This is a genomic window from Limosilactobacillus reuteri subsp. simiae (genome assembly GCF_020784875.1).
GTDB lineage: Bacteria > Bacillota > Bacilli > Lactobacillales > Lactobacillaceae > Limosilactobacillus > Limosilactobacillus reuteri_H.
Map to the genome: position 1 here is coordinate 140053 of NZ_JAJGUI010000107.1, position 22673 is coordinate 162725.

Annotated in this window: 28 protein-coding genes; 23 read left to right on the top strand and 5 right to left on the bottom strand. The window is 36.9% G+C overall.

Annotation, left to right across the window (positions count from 1 at the left end):
• Complete coding sequence (locus tag LMC10_RS06940) at window positions 1-2376, top strand: endonuclease MutS2 (protein WP_229269299.1); 2376 nt, start codon at window positions 1-3, stop codon at window positions 2374-2376.
• A gap of 90 nt (window positions 2377-2466) precedes the next feature.
• Window positions 2467-2781 carry a thioredoxin gene (gene trxA, locus LMC10_RS06945; protein WP_019252905.1) on the top strand — a complete coding sequence of 105 codons (315 nt, stop codon included), beginning with the start codon at window positions 2467-2469 and terminating at the stop codon, window positions 2779-2781.
• A 54-nt stretch (window positions 2782-2835) separates the two neighbouring features.
• Here trxA and LMC10_RS06950 read toward each other — a convergent pair whose 3' ends face one another.
• On the bottom strand, window positions 2836-3390 hold the full coding sequence (locus LMC10_RS06950) for a YslB family protein (protein WP_225359213.1): 555 nt from the start codon (window positions 3388-3390) through the stop codon (window positions 2836-2838).
• Between the two features lie 154 nt (window positions 3391-3544).
• On the opposite strand from LMC10_RS06950, the gene murI reads away from it, so the two are divergent.
• The 4 genes from murI to cbpB are packed head-to-tail and all read left to right on the top strand — an operon-like array spanning window position 3545 to window position 5925.
• The gene (gene murI / locus LMC10_RS06955; protein WP_229269300.1) at window positions 3545-4348 is read left to right on the top strand and encodes a glutamate racemase; all 804 of its coding nucleotides are present in this window, start codon (window positions 3545-3547) and stop codon (window positions 4346-4348) included.
• 1 nt (window position 4349) lies between these two features.
• Window positions 4350-4937, top strand: coding sequence for an XTP/dITP diphosphatase (locus LMC10_RS06960; RefSeq protein WP_229269301.1), 588 nt, complete (start codon window positions 4350-4352; stop codon window positions 4935-4937).
• Between the two features lie 5 nt (window positions 4938-4942).
• Entirely contained in the window at window positions 4943-5467 is a 525-nt protein-coding gene (locus tag LMC10_RS06965; protein ID WP_229269302.1) for a metallophosphoesterase family protein, read from the top strand.
• A 14-nt stretch (window positions 5468-5481) separates the two neighbouring features.
• A complete protein-coding gene (cbpB, locus tag LMC10_RS06970; RefSeq protein WP_003671910.1) occupies window positions 5482-5925 on the top strand; it encodes a cyclic-di-AMP-binding protein CbpB in 444 nt (147 codons plus the stop codon).
• Window positions 5926-6032: 107 nt separating this feature from the next.
• Here cbpB and LMC10_RS06975 read toward each other — a convergent pair whose 3' ends face one another.
• A complete protein-coding gene (locus LMC10_RS06975; protein WP_229269303.1) occupies window positions 6033-6869 on the bottom strand; it encodes an HAD-IIB family hydrolase in 837 nt (278 codons plus the stop codon).
• Window positions 6859-7734 (bottom strand): mechanosensitive ion channel family protein, encoded by an 876-nt coding sequence (locus LMC10_RS06980; protein ID WP_003671905.1) that lies wholly within the window; start codon window positions 7732-7734, stop codon window positions 6859-6861. The genes LMC10_RS06975 and LMC10_RS06980 overlap by 11 nt, the downstream gene beginning before the upstream one ends.
• Window positions 7735-7876: 142 nt before the next feature.
• On the opposite strand from LMC10_RS06980, the gene LMC10_RS06985 reads away from it, so the two are divergent.
• The gene (locus LMC10_RS06985; protein WP_003666701.1) at window positions 7877-8317 is read left to right on the top strand and encodes a DUF948 domain-containing protein; all 441 of its coding nucleotides are present in this window, start codon (window positions 7877-7879) and stop codon (window positions 8315-8317) included.
• The gene (locus tag LMC10_RS06990; RefSeq protein WP_019252897.1) at window positions 8310-8768 is read left to right on the top strand and encodes a hypothetical protein; all 459 of its coding nucleotides are present in this window, start codon (window positions 8310-8312) and stop codon (window positions 8766-8768) included. Before LMC10_RS06985 ends, LMC10_RS06990 begins: the two co-directional genes overlap by 8 nt.
• A gap of 37 nt (window positions 8769-8805) precedes the next feature.
• On the opposite strand, the gene LMC10_RS06995 is transcribed toward LMC10_RS06990, so the two are convergent.
• Window positions 8806-9906 carry a M24 family metallopeptidase gene (locus LMC10_RS06995; protein ID WP_102815832.1) on the bottom strand — a complete coding sequence of 367 codons (1101 nt, stop codon included), beginning with the start codon at window positions 9904-9906 and terminating at the stop codon, window positions 8806-8808.
• Window positions 9907-10066: 160 nt separating this feature from the next.
• Between LMC10_RS06995 and ccpA the strand changes: the two genes are divergently transcribed.
• The 15 genes from ccpA to LMC10_RS07070 all read left to right on the top strand — a co-directional run bounded on the left by ccpA (window position 10067) and on the right by LMC10_RS07070 (window position 21466).
• Window positions 10067-11077 (top strand): catabolite control protein A, encoded by a 1011-nt coding sequence (gene ccpA, locus LMC10_RS07000; RefSeq protein WP_229269304.1) that lies wholly within the window; start codon window positions 10067-10069, stop codon window positions 11075-11077.
• Window positions 11078-11090: 13 nt separating this feature from the next.
• The gene (locus LMC10_RS07005; protein ID WP_229269305.1) at window positions 11091-11936 is read left to right on the top strand and encodes a hypothetical protein; all 846 of its coding nucleotides are present in this window, start codon (window positions 11091-11093) and stop codon (window positions 11934-11936) included.
• 74 nt (window positions 11937-12010) lie between these two features.
• Complete coding sequence (locus LMC10_RS07010; protein ID WP_229269306.1) at window positions 12011-12757, top strand: YebC/PmpR family DNA-binding transcriptional regulator; 747 nt, start codon at window positions 12011-12013, stop codon at window positions 12755-12757.
• 119 nt (window positions 12758-12876) lie between these two features.
• A complete protein-coding gene (gene comGA, locus LMC10_RS07015; protein WP_229269307.1) occupies window positions 12877-13854 on the top strand; it encodes a competence type IV pilus ATPase ComGA in 978 nt (325 codons plus the stop codon).
• Entirely contained in the window at window positions 13808-14842 is a 1035-nt protein-coding gene (locus tag LMC10_RS07020; RefSeq protein WP_229269308.1) for a type II secretion system F family protein, read from the top strand. Before comGA ends, LMC10_RS07020 begins: the two co-directional genes overlap by 47 nt.
• A complete protein-coding gene (gene comGC / locus LMC10_RS07025; RefSeq protein ID WP_003667658.1) occupies window positions 14842-15153 on the top strand; it encodes a competence type IV pilus major pilin ComGC in 312 nt (103 codons plus the stop codon). Before LMC10_RS07020 ends, comGC begins: the two co-directional genes overlap by 1 nt.
• On the top strand, window positions 15150-15584 hold the full coding sequence (locus LMC10_RS07030; RefSeq protein WP_229269309.1) for a hypothetical protein: 435 nt from the start codon (window positions 15150-15152) through the stop codon (window positions 15582-15584). The genes comGC and LMC10_RS07030 overlap by 4 nt, the downstream gene beginning before the upstream one ends.
• Complete coding sequence (locus tag LMC10_RS07035) at window positions 15571-15861, top strand: hypothetical protein (RefSeq protein WP_229269310.1); 291 nt, start codon at window positions 15571-15573, stop codon at window positions 15859-15861. The genes LMC10_RS07030 and LMC10_RS07035 overlap by 14 nt, the downstream gene beginning before the upstream one ends.
• 107 nt (window positions 15862-15968) lie before the next feature.
• On the top strand, window positions 15969-16289 hold the full coding sequence (locus tag LMC10_RS07040) for a ComGF family competence protein (RefSeq protein ID WP_229269311.1): 321 nt from the start codon (window positions 15969-15971) through the stop codon (window positions 16287-16289).
• Between the two features lie 237 nt (window positions 16290-16526).
• Window positions 16527-17537, top strand: coding sequence for a class I SAM-dependent methyltransferase (locus LMC10_RS07045; RefSeq protein ID WP_322975837.1), 1011 nt, complete (start codon window positions 16527-16529; stop codon window positions 17535-17537).
• Window positions 17538-17550: 13 nt separating this feature from the next.
• Window positions 17551-18747, top strand: a complete 1197-nt coding sequence (locus LMC10_RS07050) for an acetate/propionate family kinase (RefSeq protein ID WP_229269312.1) — start codon at window positions 17551-17553, stop codon at window positions 18745-18747.
• A gap of 114 nt (window positions 18748-18861) precedes the next feature.
• Window positions 18862-19470 (top strand): metallophosphoesterase family protein, encoded by a 609-nt coding sequence (locus LMC10_RS07055; protein WP_003671879.1) that lies wholly within the window; start codon window positions 18862-18864, stop codon window positions 19468-19470.
• 19 nt (window positions 19471-19489) lie between these two features.
• Complete coding sequence (locus LMC10_RS07060) at window positions 19490-20026, top strand: YutD family protein (RefSeq protein WP_085650440.1); 537 nt, start codon at window positions 19490-19492, stop codon at window positions 20024-20026.
• Window positions 20027-20034: 8 nt separating this feature from the next.
• Window positions 20035-20805, top strand: a complete 771-nt coding sequence (locus tag LMC10_RS07065; RefSeq protein ID WP_229269313.1) for a TIGR01457 family HAD-type hydrolase — start codon at window positions 20035-20037, stop codon at window positions 20803-20805.
• Window positions 20789-21466 carry a TIGR01906 family membrane protein gene (locus tag LMC10_RS07070; protein ID WP_229269314.1) on the top strand — a complete coding sequence of 226 codons (678 nt, stop codon included), beginning with the start codon at window positions 20789-20791 and terminating at the stop codon, window positions 21464-21466. The genes LMC10_RS07065 and LMC10_RS07070 overlap by 17 nt, the downstream gene beginning before the upstream one ends.
• Here the strand turns inward: LMC10_RS07070 and LMC10_RS07075 are convergent.
• Complete coding sequence (locus LMC10_RS07075; protein ID WP_016496977.1) at window positions 21410-22057, bottom strand: VTT domain-containing protein; 648 nt, start codon at window positions 22055-22057, stop codon at window positions 21410-21412. The genes LMC10_RS07070 and LMC10_RS07075 overlap by 57 nt on opposite strands.
• Window positions 22058-22673 lie beyond the last annotated feature (616 nt).

Sequence of the window (22673 nt, forward strand, 5' to 3'; positions counted from 1 at the left end):
ATGAATAACAAAATTTTAGAAACATTAGAATTTGATCGAATAAAAGGACAACTGGCACAATACCTTGTTTCTGCTGCTGGTCGTCGCGAATTGACGCAGCTTGTTCCACAGACTGATTATGAGGCAGTCAAAGAGCTTTTGACAGAAACTACTGATGGAGCCGATATTTTAAGGTTAGAAGATGGAATCCCTATTCCGCAACTAGCTGATATCAAACCGCAATTGAAACGTTTGAAAATTAAGGCAAATCTGAACGGCACGGAATTAGCTCAAATTACTAAAGTGCTGCAAACTAGTATGAGTGTAAAAAACTTTTTTGACCAGATGCGGGAGAAAAAAATTAAACTGCGGGTTTTAACTACCCAAGTTGACCGCCTAGTTACAATTCCCTCAATCACTCAACGACTAGTTCGTTCGATTGATCCTGATGGACGAATAAATGATGAAGCATCGGCCAAACTCCATGGTATCCGGCAATTAATTACACAAACGGAAACGGAAATTCACCAACAAATGGAAAGGTATACGCGTGGGAAAAATGCGAAATACTTAAGTGACCCGATTGTCACAATGCGAAATGACCGCTATGTAATTCCAGTAATCGCTCGCTACCGAAATAAATTTGGTGGGGTTGTTCATGACCAAAGTGCTAGTGGACAAACATTATATATTGAACCTGCAGCCGTTGTAGAAACCAATAATCGGTTACGACAAGCACAAATAGAAGAACGTCAAGAAATGCAACGCGTATTAATTGAGTTATCACAAATGATTGCTCCTTATCGACATGATATTGGTCAGAATGAAGCAATTCTTGGACACCTTGACTTTATTAATGCAAAGGCACGCTGGGCACATGATACTAAGGCAACGCTACCGCTCTTAAGCAAAGAAAATCATGTTTCATTACGGAAAGCGCGTCATCCCCTGATCGATCCCCAACGAGTAGTGACAAATGACATTAAGATTGGGGAAGATTACCAAGCGATTATTATTACTGGACCCAATACTGGTGGTAAAACCATTACGCTTAAAACTTTAGGAATTATTCAATTGATGGGACAATCTGGCCTATTTATTCCCGCAGAAGAAGGCAGCACAATTGGGATCTTTGATAATGTATTTGCGGATATTGGTGATGAACAATCGTTGGAACAAAATCTGAGTACTTTCTCTGGTCATATGGATGGAGTAAAAGCCATTCTTGAACAAATTACAAGTCGTAGCTTAGTCCTTTTAGATGAGCTTGGTGCTGGGACCGATCCCAAAGAAGGGGCTGCTTTAGCAATGGCAATTCTTGATAATATTGGCAGTAAAGGAACCATGGTTGTAATTACTACCCACTATCCTGAACTCAAAGTTTATGGTTATGATCGTGCTAAGACGATTAATGCTAGTATGGAATTTGACCAAGAAACTCTTAAGCCGACGTATAAATTACTACTAGGGATTCCTGGGCGGTCGAATGGATTAGAGATTGCGCAGCGATTAGGAATTAATCCCCAGGTTATTGATGAAGCACGGACGTTTGTTAGTGATGATAGTCAAGACCTTAACAATATGATTGGTGATTTAGTAGAGCAACGGAAAAAAGCCCGTGAAGAAAGTGAAAAGCTAGCAAAACTAGTAGCCCAAAACGAAAAAGTTCAGCGTGACCTTGATGAGAAACTCACCCGCTTTAATGAACAGCGCGATAAGCTATACGAACAAGCACGTTCAAAGGCCAACCATCAAGTTTCGATGGCTAAGAAAAAGGCTGACCGAATTATTCATCATTTGCGCCAGTTAGAAGTTCAGCAGGGCGGAAATGTAAAAGAAAATGAATTAATTGATGCACAAGGTCAATTGAACGCTCTTCATCGTGATAATCCCCGGTTGCAACACAACTCTGTATTACAACGGGCTAAGCAAAAGCATGATTTGCATAAAGGTGATGCAGTCTTGGTGAAATCTTATGGTCAATATGGAGAACTTTTATCTAAGCGAGGGAACCACAAGTGGGAAGTTCAGATTGGGATTCTTAAAATGGAAATTGATGAGAATAATCTTGAGAAAGTAGCTAAGAAAGATCTTCCACGAGAAAAAGATGCAAAGCGGCGACCACGGGCTGCTGTGAGAACGACACAAACACGAAAGACCTCGGCCCGTCTTGATTTGCGCGGTCATCGCTATGAACAAGCAATGAGTGAGCTAAGTAACTTTATTGATCATGCATTGTTGAATAATCTTTCAACAGTAACAATTATCCACGGAAAAGGAACCGGTGCTCTTCGGAAGGGAACGCAACAATATTTGCAAAGCAATCCACGAGTTAAATCATTCTCCTATGCTTCCCCTAATGCTGGTGGGGATGGAGCAACAATTGTTAATTTATAATTACTTACTATAAAAAAGTAAGCAAGTTAAATGACATTTAAGAAGTGATTTGTTAGAATAGCGTTAAGAAAAACAAAGGAGGAATTGAAGATGGCTGTAAACGTAACTACAGATCAAACCTTTGAACAAGATACTGCCACTGGTGTAGATTTAATTGATTTTTGGGCAACTTGGTGTGGTCCATGTCGAATGCAATCACCAGTAGTCGATGCGCTGTCTGATAAGATGACTGATATTAAATTTTTTAAGATGGATGTTGACCAAAATCCAGAAACTGCACAAAAATTCCGGATTATGAGTATCCCTACATTAATGGTTAAGAAAGATGGTAAGGTAGTAGACCAAATCATTGGTTACCATAGTGAAGATCAATTAAAGCAAATCTTACAACAATATGTTGATTAGAAAAAAGCTGGAGAAAAACTTTTTGTTTTCTTCCAGCTTTTTAGTATTTTAAACTTATTTTTTATCTTTTTTTCGTCGTTTTAGTAGTGAATGCCGAGTTTCTTTTTTGGGGGCGTCTTCTTTTTCGTCAGGGCGATCAACAGTAATGAATGTTACCATCTCGGATCGTTCATTATCAGCTGAATTTTGTGGATCATTTTGAATCAAAATATCAACATAGTCACGGTGACGGTCAAAGATCTTTGCCTCTGCAACCGTTCCGAGTTGAAATTCTACTTCTTGAGCAAGAAAACCACATTCTAAACCAAAAGAGGTCTCTTCCTCGTCTCTTTGAATCCGTTCCTTTACAATTACCCCTGATAACCGCCAAACTTGAGAAGTATTGCTTTTTTTACGTAAAGCTAAACGGCCAAAGCCTAGCTGATTAGTAAGATAGACTAGATCTTCAGTTGTGGCAACAGGATATACTCGAGCGAGATCTTTACCAATCCAATATAGCATTTCATCGGTCTCTTTACCGAGGATGGCTGGTAAAATCACGTCACGCATTGTCCCAGCCCCTAGTCCTTGATGACCGGCTATTAACTGATTATATAATTTCTGACTCATATCCACTCGCTCCTTTTTAACAATCATTATTATTATACTTAAAATTCAAGATCTTAATAGGGTTAAACCTGAAAAACTTGCAAAATCTTATGGAGAAACGGATAATATAGTTTCAAGGTTTTAAACGTTTTAATGAATTAACGAGGTGAAGAGAATGGATAAACGACCAATTGGGGTTATGGATTCAGGGTTAGGCGGCCTATCTGTAATTCGTGTACTTCGTGAACAAATGCCCCAAGAATCTGTAATTTTTGTGGGTGACCAAGGGCATTTTCCATATGGAACTAAAACAAAAGAACAGATTCAGCAATTAGCATTACGCATTGGAAAATTCTTGTTAAAACAAGACGTAAAAATGATGATAATTGCATGTAATACCGCGACTGCAGCAGCTCTTCAACTTCTTCAAAACGAATTACCAATTCCAGTAATTGGGGTAATTGAACCAGGAGCCATGGCTGCTACCCAACATCATTATAAAAAAATTGGGGTAATTGGCACTGAATCCACTATTAAAAATGGCGCTTATGCTAAAACGTTAGCTAAACTTAATCCAGATCTAAGTGTTATCAGTTCTCCCGCACAGCCACTTGTCTCAATTGTTGAGCATGGGCAAACAGGCACAAGTGAGGCACAAAAAGCTGTTGACACTGAATTAGAAGTATTTGATAACCAATCGATTGAAGCTTTGATCCTTGGGTGTACTCATTTCCCGTTTTTACAAAAAGAAATTCATAATAAATTAGGATCTAATGTTCAGTTAATTGATCCTGCATTTGAGACAATCAGACAGGCAAAGGAATTGTTAACTGGCAAAAATCAGTTGAGTGATAATTTAGCGTCAAGTATCAACCTTTATTCAACGGGAGATGTTAAAGACTTAGTTGCTGGTGCGCAAAAATGGTTACCAAACGGATACAGTAAGTGTGCACATATTGAATTAAACGAGGAAGGTTAAAATGAAAACAATCGTAATCGCAACAAAGAATGCCGGGAAAGCGCGTGAATACCAAGATATGCTTGCTCCCCTAGGAATTGAAGTAAAAACATTAGCCGATTTTGCACCAATAGCAATTAATGAAAATGGTAAAACATTTGAAGAAAATGCAACAATTAAAGCCACTACAGCTGCTAATCAACTCCAACTACCGGTTATGGCAGATGATTCAGGCTTAATAGTTGATGCTCTTGGAGGTGCTCCAGGTGTACACTCAGCAAGATATGCTGGTGATCATGACGATGCTGCTAATAATGCTAAACTCTTATCGGCGTTAAAAGAGGTACCTGATGAAAAAAGGACTGCCCACTTTCATACTACCATCGTCGGAATTAAGCCTGATGGAACCAAATTAGTTGCCAATGGTCGGGTTGATGGCCATATTCTTCATCAACTCACAGGAGAAAACGGTTTTGGTTATGACCCGCTTTTTTATGTTGATGAATTAGGCAAATCAATGGCCCAGTTAACAGCAGACCAAAAGAATCAAATTAGTCATCGGGGACGCGCATTACGATCATTTATGAAGCAATTTAATGATTGGTGGTAATAAAAATGAAAATACTAGTTGTAAGTGATAACCATCGAGAAGAAAAAATTTTGACAGAGATTGTTCAAAAAATGGGGGATCACGTTGACCTAATGATTCACTGTGGGGATTCAGAATTAGCTCCTGATCAGGAACCAATGAGCAATTTTAAGGCAGTGAAGGGGAATAATGATTACGGTTTGTCGTACCCTAATGAGTTAGTAATTAATGCTGGGCAAAAGCAGCTCTATCTAACTCATGGTCATTTACAGCGGGTCAATTTTTCTCTGACCCCTCTGATGCTTACCGGTCAAGAAAAAGGTGCCTCCATTGTGTGCTATGGGCATACTCATCAGTTAGGAGCCGTTTACGATCATCAAATGCTAATAATTAATCCTGGGAGCATCAGTTTTCCTCGTGGTGAATATGCTAAACTCGGAGGAACTTTTGCAATTATTGATGCGCAGCCTGAGCGGTTTATTGTTGATTATTATAACCGCGAGATGGAAGCTGTTCCTGAATTACATTGTGAATTCCGGCGTCAGAAATAAAGGAGTGTATTTTTGTGATTGATCAGCGTTTGCAGACTTTATTGCTGAAAAATAAGCAGAAGTTTATGATCCCTGCCAGTTTAGTTGCAACAGTAAACCAAAGCAACAGTTTAGATCATGCATTTTTAGTTCTTACTAAGGATCGGTACGCTAAAATTATTGTGATTGATAATAAAAACCGTTACTGTGGTCAAGTTTCTTTGGCGATGATTACTGACCGATTATTGGAGACAAAACGGATCAATGTGGAGCGCTTAAATGAATTAAAGGTCAGGGATGTGATGCAAACCGATGCGCCAGTTATCCAAGATCCAACTGATATCGAAGAAAATTTACACCTCTTAATTGATCAGTCATTTTTACCGGTGGTGGACGATCATAATTACTTTTGTGGAATTGTGACGCGTCGTGAAGTATTAAAGGCGGTCAATTATACAATGCATACTTTTGGAAAATAATGAAAAGTAGTTATGATATAAGTCAAGTTACTTTCAAAAAATAAATAGCGCAGTACAACATAGGCCTCCAGCGCCCGGTAAAACCGAACGTTGGAGGCCCCTTCTTTTTATCGTTCATTTTTAATTAACTGATTAATAGTCTGCAAGACGCCATCATGATTATTATCAATTGTTGTGGTGTGGGCAGCTTGCATTTGAATAATTGGTTGAGCATTTTGCATTGCGTAACTTTGACTCGTCATTGCTAACATCCCGAGGTCATTTTCATTATCACCAAACGTAACAATTTCATTTGCCTTTAAATTAAAGTGGGACTGCAAAAGGGAAAGAGCGTTTTGTTTAGTTGCAACAGCATTACCGATTAAGTCAGTATTAAAGCCTGAATTTTCCATGATTAAGGATGGTGGTAAGTAACCATCTAAGGTTGTTGCAACTTTTTTTAGATCGATATGGTTAGCAAAATTAATCGATATCTTGGTAAAATCTTCAGTTGGCCGTTGAGTGAAAATCTGTCGGATATCAGGGATACGCTCTACATTTTCATAAAAAAGTTTCACAATATTGAAATCATGAGCACTCATCCCCTGATCAACATAAGATTTTTCACTAGTAGAGATTACTAATTGATTAATATCTTGTGGACCATAGAAACGGTCAAGAACATGAATAACCCGGGCTAAAGCTTCTTGATTAATAGGAAAAGATTTAAATAATTTGCTTCCTAAATGAATAACTGAACCGTTTTGCGAAATAAATCCCATCTTGGCGGTGTAGTCTTTAAATTCTCGTTGCAACCGTGGAAAACTGGATCCGCTAGCAGCGACAAAGTAGATATTATGGCGTTCAAGTTGGCGAAAGACCTTTGCAAATAAAGAATGATTGTAAGTATGGTCATCTCGTAAAAAGGTTCCGTCCATATCAGTAGCGATTAATTTAATACTCATTAGGTACTCCCTCCCAGGCAATTGGAATATTATTTGTTCGTAATTCTTTAAGATATGCCGCCAAAAAGCGACTAGCAACAGTTGATTGTTTTCCGCTGACTGCTGTTATCGTCACACGAAAAACGAGCGCACCGTCTGGGGTAACGACTGGTCCGACAATAACTGGTTTTAATTGTAGTGCCTTTATTTGTGGAACTAGTTTTTTATTAACTTGCGTAACAATTTCTTCTACCTTACTAAGAGGGGTCTTCGAAGTAATCCGAATATCAACGTTGCTAACCATATTATTTCGCGAAAGATTTTGCACAATGGTAATGTTACGGTTAGGAATAAAATTAAGTGTCCCATCGGAACTAGTAACTTGCGTAGTACGAATACCAAGAGCAGTTACTGTTCCTTTGATTTGACCGATTTGGACAGTATCGCCGACGTCTAATTGTTGCTCAAGTAGGATGAAAAATCCAGTCACAATATCACTAACAAGGCTTTGTGCGCCAAGACCTAAGGCTAAACTAAAGATTCCGGCTCCAGCAATTAGAGTACCCACTGGAACGCCAATTTCTGATAATATAGCGTACAATAAGAAAAAATAACAAGTATAACGATAAATGTTTAAGACAAGGGCTTTTACCGTTGCCATTCGATTGCTATTTTTTAGTACATTGTATTTTTTTGATTCTTGAAAAAGGTGGACAATGATAACTCGTCCTACCCATAAAAGTATTAAAAATAAGACAAACGTAACGATAATTAAAAGAAATTTACTTAAAAGTTGTTGTGAAATTTCGTGCCAGGATAAATCTGTAAAAGCTTTTTTTAATTGTTCCGTTTGTTTTGATGTAAGTGAAGTGGCACCAGTGATCATAATAACCTCCTAAAAAATACTAATAAATATTTTAACAGGGAAGACAAGCTTCTGTCGACTACACTAGATTATCGTTTTTATTTGTTTTATGATATTCTTAGTATTGAATAAGTATTTTGAAAACTAAAGGAGGGATTATCAGATGACTTTTGGCCAGTTGGCAGGGTTAATTGCGGCAATCGCATTCCTAATCTTAGTCATTTTTGCATGTATCCTGTTGAATCAATTGAGTAAGACGATGAAAGAAACAAATAAAAGTATTACAACTTTAACGCGGGATGTTCATTATCTTAGCCAAGAAATGGAGGACGTGCTAAGTAACACGAATACATTGTTAGACGATATTAACCATAAATCAGAACAACTAGATCCAGCGGTTAAAGCAGTTGCAGATGTAAGTCAGAGTGTTTCAGAAGTGAATGCTTCACTTCAAGAAATGGTCGAGAAAGCCCGGCTGCACCGCGAGAAACGACAATTTGACCGGAGTATTTTTAAGTTTGCAGGAAAGACACTTGTTTTAGATGCTTTCAACAAATTTAGACAGCATCGGAAGCAAAAGAAAGGAATGACGAATAATGAGTAAAAAGTTACTTGCTGGGATATTATTAGGTGGAGCTGCAACATATGCTGCATGGAAGAAAATGGCACCAGCTAAAAAAGAAGCATTGAAAGAAAGCGTTGATGAAAAGATTAATAAAGTTGCTGATTATGTGACTGATTACACCTTAGACGCATTAGACATTGTTGATGATCTTATGAGTGATTCTAACTTGAACGATAAGGTGAGTGGCGCTGCAGATGCTGTTAATAATGTTAAGGGTAAAGTAAAAGATAGCGCCAATAAAGTAGTTAATCATATGACTAATGATGACTTTGATAAGCAAACTGCTGATATTCGTGAGGAATTGGCGAAGAATAAAGAAGCAGATGAAGATAATAACGATATTATTATCGATGCTACTAGTGATCAAAAGCCAGCATCTACTGAAGACGACGAAGCAGGTCAAGATGACGCTAAGACAGCCGATAAATAAAATAAAAAAGCTGAGAGGATTTCTCAGCTTTTTTATTTTAATGAGGGAAAGTTAGTAATTCTTTAGTTGTATGCGTGAATGGTTCACAACCATCTTCTGTAATATGAACACAGTCTTCAATCCGGACGCCGGCAAAACCTGGAATATAAATGCCGGGTTCAATGGAGAAGCACATTCCAGGTTCAAGAACTAGCTGATTTCCTTCCATGATTGATGGAAATTCGTGTTCACTGCTACCCATTCCGTGCCCGAGGCGGTGAATAAAGTATTCGCCATAACCAGCTGCAGTAATGATATCACGAGCGATCTTATCTAATTCTTCAGCAGTCATTCCCGGTTTCGCAGCATTTTGAGCGGCCAATTGAGCTTCTAAACATACCTTGTAGATGTCTTTTTGTTTGTCATTTAACTTTCCGACAGCCACTGTTCGAGAAGCATCACTAATATAGCCATCAACAATTGTTCCTAAGTCAAAGAGGACGAGCTGATTATTTTGGATCTTATTACTGGAGGTAGCTCCATGAGGTTCGGCAGCATGAGGACCTGCTTGAACTAGAGTATCAAAACTCATTTTGTTAATCCCATGTTGCTTAAGCGCATATTCTAAATCGGCAGCAACTTCTTGCTCTGTTTTACCAATTTGAATTGCTTCGAATCCTACTTTAAAAGCGAAATCAGCCCATTTTCCTGCTTCATTTAACTTAGCGATCTCATCATCACTCTTAATCATCCGCATTTTTGCTATTAAAGGAGAGAGATCAGTATTAAAATGGGCATTGGGGAGGACTTCTTCTAAAGCACGCAAACGGTCAACAGTTAGCGATTCTCCCTCAATTCCCCAGTTAATTGGTGAGCCAGCGTGATTTTTGATATGTTCAGCAATAAGCTCAAAAGGTTTTTCATGATCTAAGTACCCATATACTGGATATTTCCAACCAGTATCCTTTATTGCTTCTACTTCAAGAGCTGGTGCAAACAGAAATGGCTCACTGTCGGCAAAAAGGACTAATGCTAATACCCGTTCTACTGGATCGCTGTAGAAACCAGTTAGGTAATTAATGGTCATCGGATCACTAATATAAGCAGCATCTAATCCTTTTTCAGTAAGCGCGCTTTGTAGTTGATTAAGTTTTGTCACTGCATTCACTTCCTAAAAAAGATTGCGAATATTATAACATATTGTTATGAAAGTAAAAAAATAATGAAGAACGTTTGCTAATTAAAACTAAATCTGCTATATTAACTAGGTTATGAAAAAACATGAAAACAGATTATACCAATAAAGAAAGGGCTATCTTATGGAAAAACAATCAGTAACAATTTATACGGTTGCCCGAGAAGCTCGTGTCTCAATGGCCACTGTTTCACGGGTAGTAAATGGCAATCCAAATGTAAAACCAGAAACTAGACAAAAAGTTTTAGATGTAATTAAGCAGCTTAATTACCGTCCTAATGCAGTTGCACGGGGATTAGCTTCTAAAAAAACAACGACTGTCGGGGTAGTTATTCCTAATATAACTGATCCATACTTTGCGGAATTAGCATTGGGGATTGATGACGTTGCTTCAATGTATAAGTATAATATTATTTTAACTAATTCTGATTCTGATGATGAAAAGATTCTGAAAGTGGTACGGAGCTTGCTTGCTAAACAGGTTGATGGACTTATCTTTATGGGTCATGATGTTTCTGATGATCTTAGAAATGAATTCGAAAGCACAAATACACCAGTTGTAGTAGCTGGTTCTGTTGTTAATGATGATGCTTTACCAAGCGTTCGGATTAACTACCAAGCAGCCGCCAAGGAAGCGACAGAATTTCTGTTAAAACATGGTGATCAACAAGTTGCCTATATTACTGGTCCATTACGATACTCAATTAATGGCGAAGACCGGCTTAATGGATATAAAGAAGCATTGGCAAATAATAATGTGCCATTTAATGAATCATTAGTAATTGAAACGGACGGGTCTTATCAAGCAGGATATGCAAAGGCACAAGAAGTTATCGAAAAGGGATTAAAGGCTGCTTATGTAACAGATGATAGTTTAGCTGCTGGTCTCTTAAACGGGCTTACGGATGCTGGTATTAGCGTTCCAGATGATTTTGAACTAATTTCTTCTAATGACACCAATTATACAAAGGTTGTCCGGCCAACAATCACTTCGATCACTCAACCTCTTTATGATCTTGGTGCCATTTCAATGCGGTTGTTGACAAAATTAATGGATGGCGATGACAGCAATGATGATGAAAAAAATGTTATTTTAGATCATGGCTTTGTTGAACGCCAATCAACTCGTAAGTAGGTTGTGATTTGTTGTGACAACCCGAAGTGAATTACGAGCACAACGACAAGAAAAAGTTGAGAAGCCAATAGAAGAAACACCGAAAAAGCATCATTTTCTATACTGCTTATGGGGTGTAATCTGTGTGACTTTACTCGGGCTAACATTACTAATTAATTCGACACTCTTAAATGTTAACTTTGTAAAAGAAGAAGTTACAAATTCGTCGCTTGAATCAGTTATGTTAAACCAGGTTAACAGTAGTCTAACTCAGTATGGGATTTCAACTTCTGTCTTAAAGAAAAGCGATACTGATAAGCTAATTAACCAGGCAATTGATCAGGTATATGCAGGTGAAAAAATTAATCTTGATCTATCACCTATAGTTAATAATGTGGGCGCATCTGTTAATTCCCAATTAGCTCAATATGGTTTGTCCACTTCCATGTTACCAGCAGGCAGTTCTTCAGCAATTGCTGGTAACATTAATTCGATGGTTAACAGTCAGTTAAATACTCCCGAAGTTGCACAGTTAATTAATGGGATTAAAATTGCTAAAACGGTTGTTAATATTATTTTAGTGATTTCAATTATCAGCCTCGTTATATTGATTCTTAAGGGGTTATGGCAGCATCACTTAATTGGCAGTTTTAGGTGGATTTGTTTGTGGGGAACTGTTTTATATACAGGAATCGTTATGACTATTCATGCGATTGCCCTTCAAATGGGTGCGGGACAACCAGACATAAGTCCCTTTATTTCCCAGGTTGCTAATGATTTTCAGCAGACTGGATTTCACGGTTCAATGATGATGATTGTCATTAGTATTGTGTTATTTATTCTGCACTTTGTAAAACGAAAATGGCAACCTCGCCAATAACCTTGAATTAACGATGAATATTTGCTAAAATTTATCTGTTTGTATTACATTAATAAAGAAAAGAGGAGTCAGTAATGTCAGGACATTCAAAATGGCATAACATTCAGGGACGTAAGAACGCCCAAGATGCTAAGCGTGGTAAGATTTTCCAAAAGATTTCACGTGACTTGTACCAAGCAGCTAAAGCAGGTGATCCTGATCCAGCGAACAACGCTCAATTACGGCTTGTAATCGATAAGGCACACGCGGCCAACATGCCTAAGAAAAATATTGACCGTGCTATTGCTAAAGCTTCAGGTATTGGTGGAGCTAAGTTCGAAGAAGTTACTTATGAAGGTTATGGACCAGGTGGGGTAGCAGTAATGGTTTCTGCTCTTACTGATAACAAGAACCGGACTGCATCTGCTGTTCGTTCAGCATTTAGTCACTCTGGCGGTTCATTAGGTGCTAGTGGATCAGTTTCATACATGTTCGACCGTAAAGGATTAATCGAAATTCTTCGTGATGGTCTTGATAAGAGCGAAGATGATATGTTAATGGATGCTTTAGAGGCTGGAGCTGAAGATATGAAGGCAACTGAAGAAAAGTTCCAAATCTTCACAGATCCAAGTAACATGACAGATGTTCGTGATGCTCTTCAAGAACAAGGCTATGAATTAGATACTGCCGAAGTTACCATGATCCCTCAAAACCGGACAGAGGTACCTGCAGATAAGGCAAAGCAATACCGTCATTTGATTGATGAATTAACAGAAAACGATGATGTTGCTGATATTTACGAAACTGGTATTTTACCAGACGAAGATGACGATGAAGAATAATTCAATCATTGTTATTAAGAGGTTAAAAAGCAAAACGCTTTTTAACCTCTTTTTTAGTTTTAAATTTTTTAGTGCATTTTTAGAATTTATCCGTATTTAAATAATAGGGAGGTTAAAATATGCCGAGTTTTGAAGAAGAATTAACAAGAATGATTCGCAAGCAACCGAGTGACCTATACATCTTACCTCATGATAGGTATTATCAATTATCCTTAGCGATAAAGGGGACCCTATTTCCTTTTAAACAGGTTACGCGTGATTATGGTCAACGTTTTATCTCATACTTAAAATATTGCGCCAATATGGCAGTTAGTGAGCATCGACGACCCCAGCTAGGCGCTTTTAAATTTACTTATGCTCACCAAAAGATCAATTTACGCTTATCAAGTGTTGGTGATTATCAAGGGAGGGAATCATTAGTTATTCGCTTTATATATCCCCTTAATGATATTAGGTTTAATTTTTTAGTTCCTCACCAGTGGGAAATATTACAGAAGTACCGTCAACAAAGAGGTTTGATTCTTTTTGCTGGGCCAATGGGGGCTGGTAAAACAACTACCATGTATCAGCTTGCTCGACAGCTATTGCCGAAACAAATTGTATTAACAATTGAGGATCCCGTAGAAATTGATCATCCGGGATTTATCCAATTGCAAGTAAATGAATTAGCGGGGATGGACTATGAAAGTTTATTAAAATTGGGATTACGGCATCGCCCAGATGTATTTATCATTGGAGAAATCCGTGATTCACAGACAGCAGCTATGTCTGTCCAAGCCGCATTAAGTGGTCACTTAGTTTTGGGAACTGTCCATGCTCGAAATGCTTATGGAGTTGTTTCTCGCCTTCAACAATTAGGGATAGATTCTTATTACCTTCAGCAAGTATTAACGACGGTATCTTATCAGCGTTTAATTCCGTTGGTAAATGGAGAACAAGCCATCTTATGTGACCTGTTAAATCGGCATCAATTTGGTGATTTGCTTAGTGGCACCAAGAAAGGAGGAATGTCTGATGAATGGGCAAAAGCTCTTCAGCAGGCTGTAGAAAATGGAGAAATTACGGAAAATACTGCACGCCAATACCAGCAGGGTTAAATTCAATCATCAGCAACAAGCAAATTTTTTCCTTTTATTAGCAGATTTGTTAAGTGTTGGCTTTTCTGTCAAAGAAGCACTTGGTTTTATCAAGGCTGTCAATCCGAAGCTAGCCCCTTGGATTGCTTCTATAGATAAACGAATGCAAAAGGGAGCGAGTTTTGCCCAGAGCTTACAGCAAGAAGTAAAAGACGATTTGTTTTATCAGTTACTATTGGCAGAAAAGCATGGTAATTTAACAAAAACATTGAGTGAGGTAGGAAAGATACTTACAGCACGGGAACGGCAACGAAAAAAATTATTTAGTCTCCTGCAATATCCGCTAATTCTTTTAGGGATGCTAGGGGTGGTGATCTGTGGATTAATTATGTTTGTCTTTCCAGAATTAAAGGTATGGCAGGGCGAGAGGCAAACTTTGCCGCTGATTCACATGATTACGTTAGGAGTAACTTATCTTTTTACCATTATCTTTATTAGCGCCGTATTTCAGTGGCTAAGATGGCGTCAAATGAATAAGGAACAACGGCTAATTAAGATCTGTGCAATGCCGATAATCGGTAAATGTTATTGCTATTATTTTCAATATTATTTAACTAGTATATTAGGATCAATGTTGCAACAAGGATTATCGTTGGCTGAAATTTGTGAAATTACCCAGAGCTTTGATAGGAAATCAATTCTTTATATTTTTGGTAATAAAGTAATGACTACTATTCAACGTGATGGAGATATTTCAGAAGTGGTGGCTACCTGCTCTTTTCTCCCTAATGAATTAATCATTTTTATGAATAAGGGGGCGACCAGGGAAAATATGGGACGGGACTTAATTGTTTTTGCAAATTTAAAATTTAAGACCCTTACAGCTGCAATTGAGCATTTATTGATTTTTGTTCAACCAGTTATTTTTAGTATTATTGCAATCATAATTGTTTGTTTATACCTTAGTATCTTATTGCCAATTTATCATTCATTCCAAGGAGTTTACTAATGAAAATTTTAAAGAAAAAACAATCAGGATTTACCTTACTCGAAATGTCAATCGTCTTATTTATTATTAGCTTGTTAGTATTGATCATGCTGCCCAATCTCTCTCAACAGCGAAAGCATGCTAATAGTATTCACGGAAAGGCAATGACTTCTGTAATTCAGACCCAAATCGATGCATACGAAAATGAAAATGGAACTGATAATGTCAGTTTAGAAGAGTTAAATAAAGCCAATTATCTGACTGATGCGCAGGTTCAGCAGGCCCATCACGAAAAAATTGTAATTGTTGATGGGAAGGCAATTCAGCGATGAATTTTCGTGAAGAAGGGTTTACGTTTCTTGAAGCAATTATTGTCTTAGGAATAACGGCCCTCCTTTTACTAATTACGATTCCAAATTTTACAAAAACGCGTCAAAAACTAGCTGAAGAACAATTTTGGCAATCATTGCGTCAAGATTGGCATTGGGCGCAATTAAAGTGTGAGAGTAAACATCAATTTGTTGTAATTCGCCACGACAAAAATAACGAAATGATTACTTTTCGTATAAATGATCAAACGAGAGAGACAAAAGAAATTCTTATTCCCTCAACACTGAATGTTGAGTGGTTTGGTGAACTTTATCTTACGCCAAATGGCTATACGCGCCCCTGTACCCAGCGTTTTAAATCATTAATCGATGGTCACTATTACTACATGAAGATTCAATTAGGATGGGGAGGATACCGAATTGAGAAACGCTAAAGCAAAAGCATTTATGATGGTAGATAGTTTAATTAGTTTATTTATTGTAGCGATGGGGATAAATTTATTTTTTATTTGTGAAAAGCAATTGTGGTTACAAAATAGAAATCTTCAGCTAAAAATGGCCGCAACGAGGTTAGGAAAAGAGGCTAGTGATTTATATGCGGTTAAAAAGCAACCAGTTATTTTAAGCCGTGGTGATTTAACCGCAAAAGCAACGGTCCAAAGGGTAGTTGTTTATAATAACGATCGATGCCTTTATCGGGTTGGAAAATGAAGAAGGAGGCCTTTACTTTAGTAGAAGCAACTTGCGCATTAATTATTTCTTCATTAGTGATTATCAATATAAGTTTAGTTACTACTAGCGTGAGACAAGTGGGTAAAATGAATTTAGAATCAACGATCACTTGGCATTTGTTTTTACGAGAATTAGAATCGGTCAATCATCGTTTTGAATTAATGGAGGTTCGTGATAATCGGTTATTGTTATACAGTCAGACAACTGATCAAAAGTATGAATTAAGAGAAAACCATGCTCTATACCTAACGTGTCAGGATAAAGGTGGTTATATGCCATTATTAGATAACATTAAGAATCATGAATATTCGTTTAAGCAACTTGATTCCCAACGAGTATTGATTAAAGTGACAAGGAAGGATGGAGAGAAAGCAAGTGCAATTGTTAAATTTTATCCACCAAAATAAAAAAGAGGGTTCTATTTTATTTGTAAGTATTGCCGTCCTACTTATAATTAGTTCAGTTTTATTGTTTCAATATCGATATTATCAGAATTATCAGGAAATGGGACGAGACCTTTGTTCAATTTATATTGAAAAAATAAAAGATAATCTAAGAGGTCAATGAGAGTGTTATCTTGAATTTGCTAGGAATAATAGTTAAACTAATAAGGTAATGATTGTATTATTTGGAGGCGACTAGCACTGACACAGAAAACACCACAGCAATTATTTGAGCTTTTTGATAAGGCCACTGAAATTTTACAAGCAGCGTTAAATTGTTCGTATTTAGATGCGCTATTAGAAAACGCAGAAAATATTATTGACAATAATACTGTTCGTGTTGATGACGGTGTTCCTGATGAAAAAACTGTAAATGAATTGCAGAAAATATACCAAGAATTAAATTTACAAAATGTGAAGCCAGAAATTATCCGGCAAATTATCCAGCTGAGTTTTTTGAAAGTAATTCGAAAAGACGCAATTCAGGCTAATCATCAAATGACTCCTGATACGATTGGCTTAATCATGGCTTTCTTAATTGAAAAGGTTACAAAAATCAAGGAGATTAAGACTGTTTTTGATCCAGCCGTTGGGACAGCTAATTTATTAACGACTGTGATGAATCAGCTTAAAGTAAATGGAGATAAAGATATCGTTGGTTACGGAATAGATAATGACGAAGATATGTTGGAAGTTGCGAGCGTAAGTACAGAATTACAACACCTTAATGTAAAGTTGTACCATCAAGATGCTGTAACTGCTTTGGATATTCCTCAATGTGATTTAGCTATTTCTGATTTGCCAATTGGTTACTATCCACTTGATGAAAACGCCAAAAACTATCAAACACGGGCTAAAGAGGGGCATTCATATGTTCACCATTTGTTGATTGAACAATCTATGAATTATCTTAAGCCCGGTGCATTTGGGGTATTCTTAGTGCCTAGTAGCTTGTTCCAAACTAAAGAATCACAATCATTTGTTAAATGGATTCAGTCTGTTGCCTATTTACAAGGACTTATCAATTTGCCAGCAGAACTTTTTGCTAATCCGAATGCGCAAAAATCAATTTTGTTATTGCAGCGCCAAGGTGGAGATAGCAAACAAGCAGTTAAAGTTTTGTTGGGTGAGTTTCCTTCATTTAAGGATAAAGCAAAATTTGCTTCATTCATGGATGATATCAGTAAATGGGTAACAACGAATTTACGTTAAAGGAGAAAAGTCAATGTCAAAAACAATTGCAGTTAACGCTGGTAGTTCAACACTTAAATTCAAATTATTTGATATGCCAAGTGAAGATGTAGTAGCTGAAGGTACGATTGAACGTATTGGTGAAAAGATGGGTCATGCTAAGATTAAGTATGGTAATGGTCAAAAGCATGAAGAAGATAAGCCATTTGCTGATCATGCTGCCGCAGTTAATTACTTGTTAGATAAGCTAATTGAATTAAAGATTGTGGCAAGCTATGATGAAATCACGGCAGTAGGTCACCGAATTGTTGCCGGTGGGGAATTCTTTAAGGATTCAACAATTATTGATGATGATGTTATTAGCAAGATTGATGAATTGTCAGAATATGCTCCACTCCATGAGCCGGCAGAATTAGTTGGTATTAAAGCTTTCCGTAAAGTATTGCCTAATGCATTTGCGGTTGCTGTTTTTGATACATCATTCCATGTTGATATGCCAGAAATGAATGCATTGTACAGTGTGCCTTATGATTGGTATGAGAAGTATGGTGCTCGTAAGTATGGTGCTCACGGTACCAGTCACCGTTACGTATCTGCACGTGCTGCGGAAATGTTAGGAAAGCCAATTGAAGAACTTAAATTAATCACCATGCATATTGGAGCAGGTGCATCAATCACTGCCGTAAAGAATGGTAAGTCATTCGATACGTCAATGGGCTTTACGCCTGTTGCAGGAATAACAATGGCAACTCGTTCAGGGGATGTTGATCCATCCTTAATTGCTTTTATGCAGGGTAAATTAAACTTATCCTCAGATGAGATGATTGATATTTTGAACCATAAGTCTGGTTTACTTGGTATTTCTGGTATCTCACCAGATATGCGTGATATTCTTGCAGCTGCTGAAAAGGGTGACGACCGAGCACAACTTGCATTAGATATTTATGTTAACCGTATTGTCCGTTACATTGGAGCATATATTGCTGAAATGGGTGGCGCAGATGCCATTGTCTTCACTGCCGGTGTTGGGGAAAACAGTGTTCCAGTACGAAAGATGATCACAGATAAGCTTGACTACTTTGGCATTAAGATTGATCCAGAAAAGAACGACTGCCATGGTGTTGAACGTGATCTTTCTGCTGATGATGCAAAGATTAAGACATTATTAATTCCAACTAACGAAGAATTAATGATTGTTCGTGACATTGAACGTTTAAAGAAAAATAACTAAGTACTAAATAATTCGCCAAAAGATGACTAGTTGACAAGAAATGTTTGTCTCTAGTCTCTTTTTATTTTAGAATTTAAGATAACTATATTGTCTTTTTAAGAAAGAAGATTCTTTATGAAGTTTTGCACGTCAGATACTCATTTTTTTCATGATAGTCTCCTTGGTACAAATAAATTTGCACCAAGGCCATTCAATAATGTCAATGAGATGAACCAAACGATTATTAATAATTGGAACGATAAGGTTGGTGAAAATGATATTGTTTATCATTTAGGAGACATTGCTCTGTACTTTACTAAGCCTCAACGAAATGCCTATCAAGCAATCCTTGAGGTGTTATTACAATTACATGGACACTTAATACTGATAAAAGGCAATCATGATAATCGGGCCCTTTTTAAATATCTAGAAAGTAATAATTATGAGTTTAATGGACTTCCTAAATTTCAGTTTCATGATGTGGGAGTACTATTAAAATATAATCACCGTCAGTATTATTTAACTCATTATCCTCTTATGTTAGGAATAGCACCGCAAATTATTAACCTTCATGGCCATATTCACCACTATTCTGTTCCCATTAAAGAAAATATAAATGTAGGCGTGGATGCTCCCGAATTAGACTATCTTGAAAATAAGCCTAAATTTGGAGCCCCGCTGAATTTTCATGAAATAGAAGAAATCGTAGCGCAAAAAGCTATGAAGTATCCAGGACAAAAATAATCAAAAGAAGGTGGAAAAGATGAATAGAGCTAAGATTCAAGATTATATTGATCAGCGTGAAGAGCAACGATCTTTAATCTATCATATTGAAAAAAAAGACCAGACACATTTTACCGTTAATGGACATCCCTACGAATTAGTAAAGGACTACCGTGACGGTTTTAATTCAGAAAAATTCGCAGAACGGTTTAGCAGTGTTCTGAGTAAATATGACTATATCGTTGGGGATTGGGGATATGATCAATTACGCTTAAAAGGTTTTTATAATGATGATAATCCCTTATTTGAACCAGAATTGGGAACTGATACGATTGAGGATTATTTATTTGAGTATTGTAATTTTGGCTGTGCGTATTTCATCCTTCACAATGATGATGTTTGTATTCCACGGCACAGTTACCGTCAGCGTCGAAAGAAAACTACGCCAGTCATTCATGAACGGCGACGGCAAGTTAAACAACCGAACGTGCGTCAACGGCATAATCAGCGTGCAGAACGTGTAAAAAACGGTCATCGGCAAAAATTTGTGATTCATCAACGAAAAAAGAGGAGCTAAGGCAAACGATGAAAGATTATCAAGGATATTTTATTGATTTAGATGGGACGACTTATAAGGGCAAAAAGCAAATTCCAGCAGCTGGAAGATTTATCAAACGTCTACAAGATGCCAAGAAAGAGGTCTTGTTTGTAACAAATAATAGTACCAGAACGCCAGATTTTGTCGCTGAAAACCTCCGTAAAAATCATAATATTAATGTTACGTCGGAAAATATATACACAACAGCAATCGCAACTGCTGACTATTTACGGTCAATGGCGCCAGTAAAAAGTAAAATTTATGTTATTGGTGAGTCGGGATTAAAGTTAGCTTTAGAAAAGCGAGGGTTTATCTTGACTGATGATCAACCTGAATATGTCGTTGTAGGATTAGATACGAGTGTTACTTATGAGAAGCTTGAAAAGGCAGTCTTGTTAATTCGAAATGGCGCTAAATTTATTGGGACCAATGCTGATAGTAATTTGCCTAATGAACGAGGGATGGTTCCTGGAGCAGGTTCGATTGTAAAGCTAGTAGAATATGCAACTCAAGTGAAACCTGTGATGATTGGTAAACCAGAAGCAATAATTATGAAAATGGCACTAGAAAGAGTTAAATTACCTAAAGAAAGGGTAATTATGGTCGGCGATAACTATCATACTGATATTGAAGCAGCAATTAACGTTGGAATGGATAGTTTATTAGTTTATACTGGTTTATCGCGTCCAGAAGAAGTTATAAAAGAAAAAATCCAGCCAACATATAAGGTGAATAATCTTGATGAATGGGAAATTTGAATTTATTCAGTGGGGAAGAGCAATCTTATTGACACTACTTAGCTTAGTTGTTGCAATTAGTATTGCTCTTTTTATCGTTATTAATATCTCACCTTTTTTTATAACAATTCCTAAGCACCTCCTAGGATTATCTGCCCCTGAATTAATGGCCGATTATGGAAGTGTCATTAAATATATTCAGCTTCCAACACAGCGAGTCCTCGAACTAAAATATTTACCAATTGCCCCTTCTGCAGTTCACCATTTTGAAGACGTAAAATATTTGATTTTATTGAATGAAGCTGTGATGGTGATTTCGCTCCCGTTGTTATTGTTTGGATTGAAAAAACAAAAACGGCAAAATCAGCTCTGGCGCCTGATTTTACCGTTTCAGATGTTATTTATTTTGTTGCTCTTTAGTGGGTTTATGGGAATAACAAATTTCAATGCTTTCTTTATTAAATTCCATTATCTTTTCTTTAGCAATATGGATTGGCTATTTGATCCACGAACAACGCCAATCATATTACTGATGTCTGAAAAATTTTTTACAGTACTATTTGGATTATGGTTAGGATTTACATTGATAATCTTACTTTTGATCTGGGGATGGATAAAGCTGATGTTAAGCATCTTCTTTAACAAAACGCGAACGCAATGCTCCAACAACGGCTGGGATTAACGTAACCACAATAATTGCAAGAATGATGACAGAGAAGTGTTCTTGAACGAACGGAAGATTACCGAAGAAGTAACCACATCCACAACAAAGTGCTACCCAGATAACACAGCCAATTACACTATAACGAATAAATTGCTTGTAGGGGAAACCAGAACCTGCTGCCGCAAATGGAGCAAATGTTCTAATGATTGGAATAAAACGGGCGAGAATAATAGCCGGCGCACCATGCTTTTCAAAGAAGACTTCGGCACGTTCTAGACTATCTTTATCAATTAATTTACCAAAAAGTGAGTGGTTAGAAAGACTCTTCCCAATCTTATGACCAATTAAAAAGTTAAGGGAGTCTCCACCCAAACAGGCGCATAAGAAAATAAAAATAAAAATCCAAATATTAAGATGATAACGTGGGTCAGCAGCTAGTGCACTTGCGGCAAAGAGAAGGGAATCTCCAGGTAGAAATGGCATTATGACTGCACCAGTTTCAATAAAGATAATAGCGAATAAAATTAAATAGGTTGCATCGCCGAATTGATTAACAATCTGAATTAGATGAACATCAATATGTAATATAAAATCGATAAGAGTTGCCAAGGTAATTCTCCTTTGTGTAATAAGATAATACTGTTAAAGTGTAGCAAGATAGAAAAATGTTGTGAAGGGGCGTTTAAAACTTTTAATAATTTTTGAAAAATATATTTATTAGTAAATCTAATTAGTTATGTGAGACTAATTTATTAATGGTGAAAGAGCATCACGCCATTTAAAAACGGGCTAGCTAACGTTTATTATCATAATAATAGTAAGGCGAATGAAAAAAATGAATAAAAATTAAAAAAAAGTGTTGACGAAGGAGTAAAATCCATGTATAGTAGTTATCGTTGTCAAAGCAGTTAATTACTGTTGAGATGTTTAATAAAAAATTAAAAATAATTGTTGACATCGACTTGATAACATGATATATTAATAAAGTTGCTGATTGAGTTATCGATCAAAAGGAATTCAAAATTAATTAAATTTTCTTCTTGACAAGTTAATCTGATATATGTTATAATAAATATGTTGATTGGCTGCTTGATTAGCCAACGGGTTGACCTTTGAAAACTGAACAAAGTTTCGACGAATCAAATGTGTAGGGTCTTCAATCACGATGTGATTTGAAGCAAAACATTTGCGAAGTCAATTCGCTTAATAACAAAGATAATTGAGA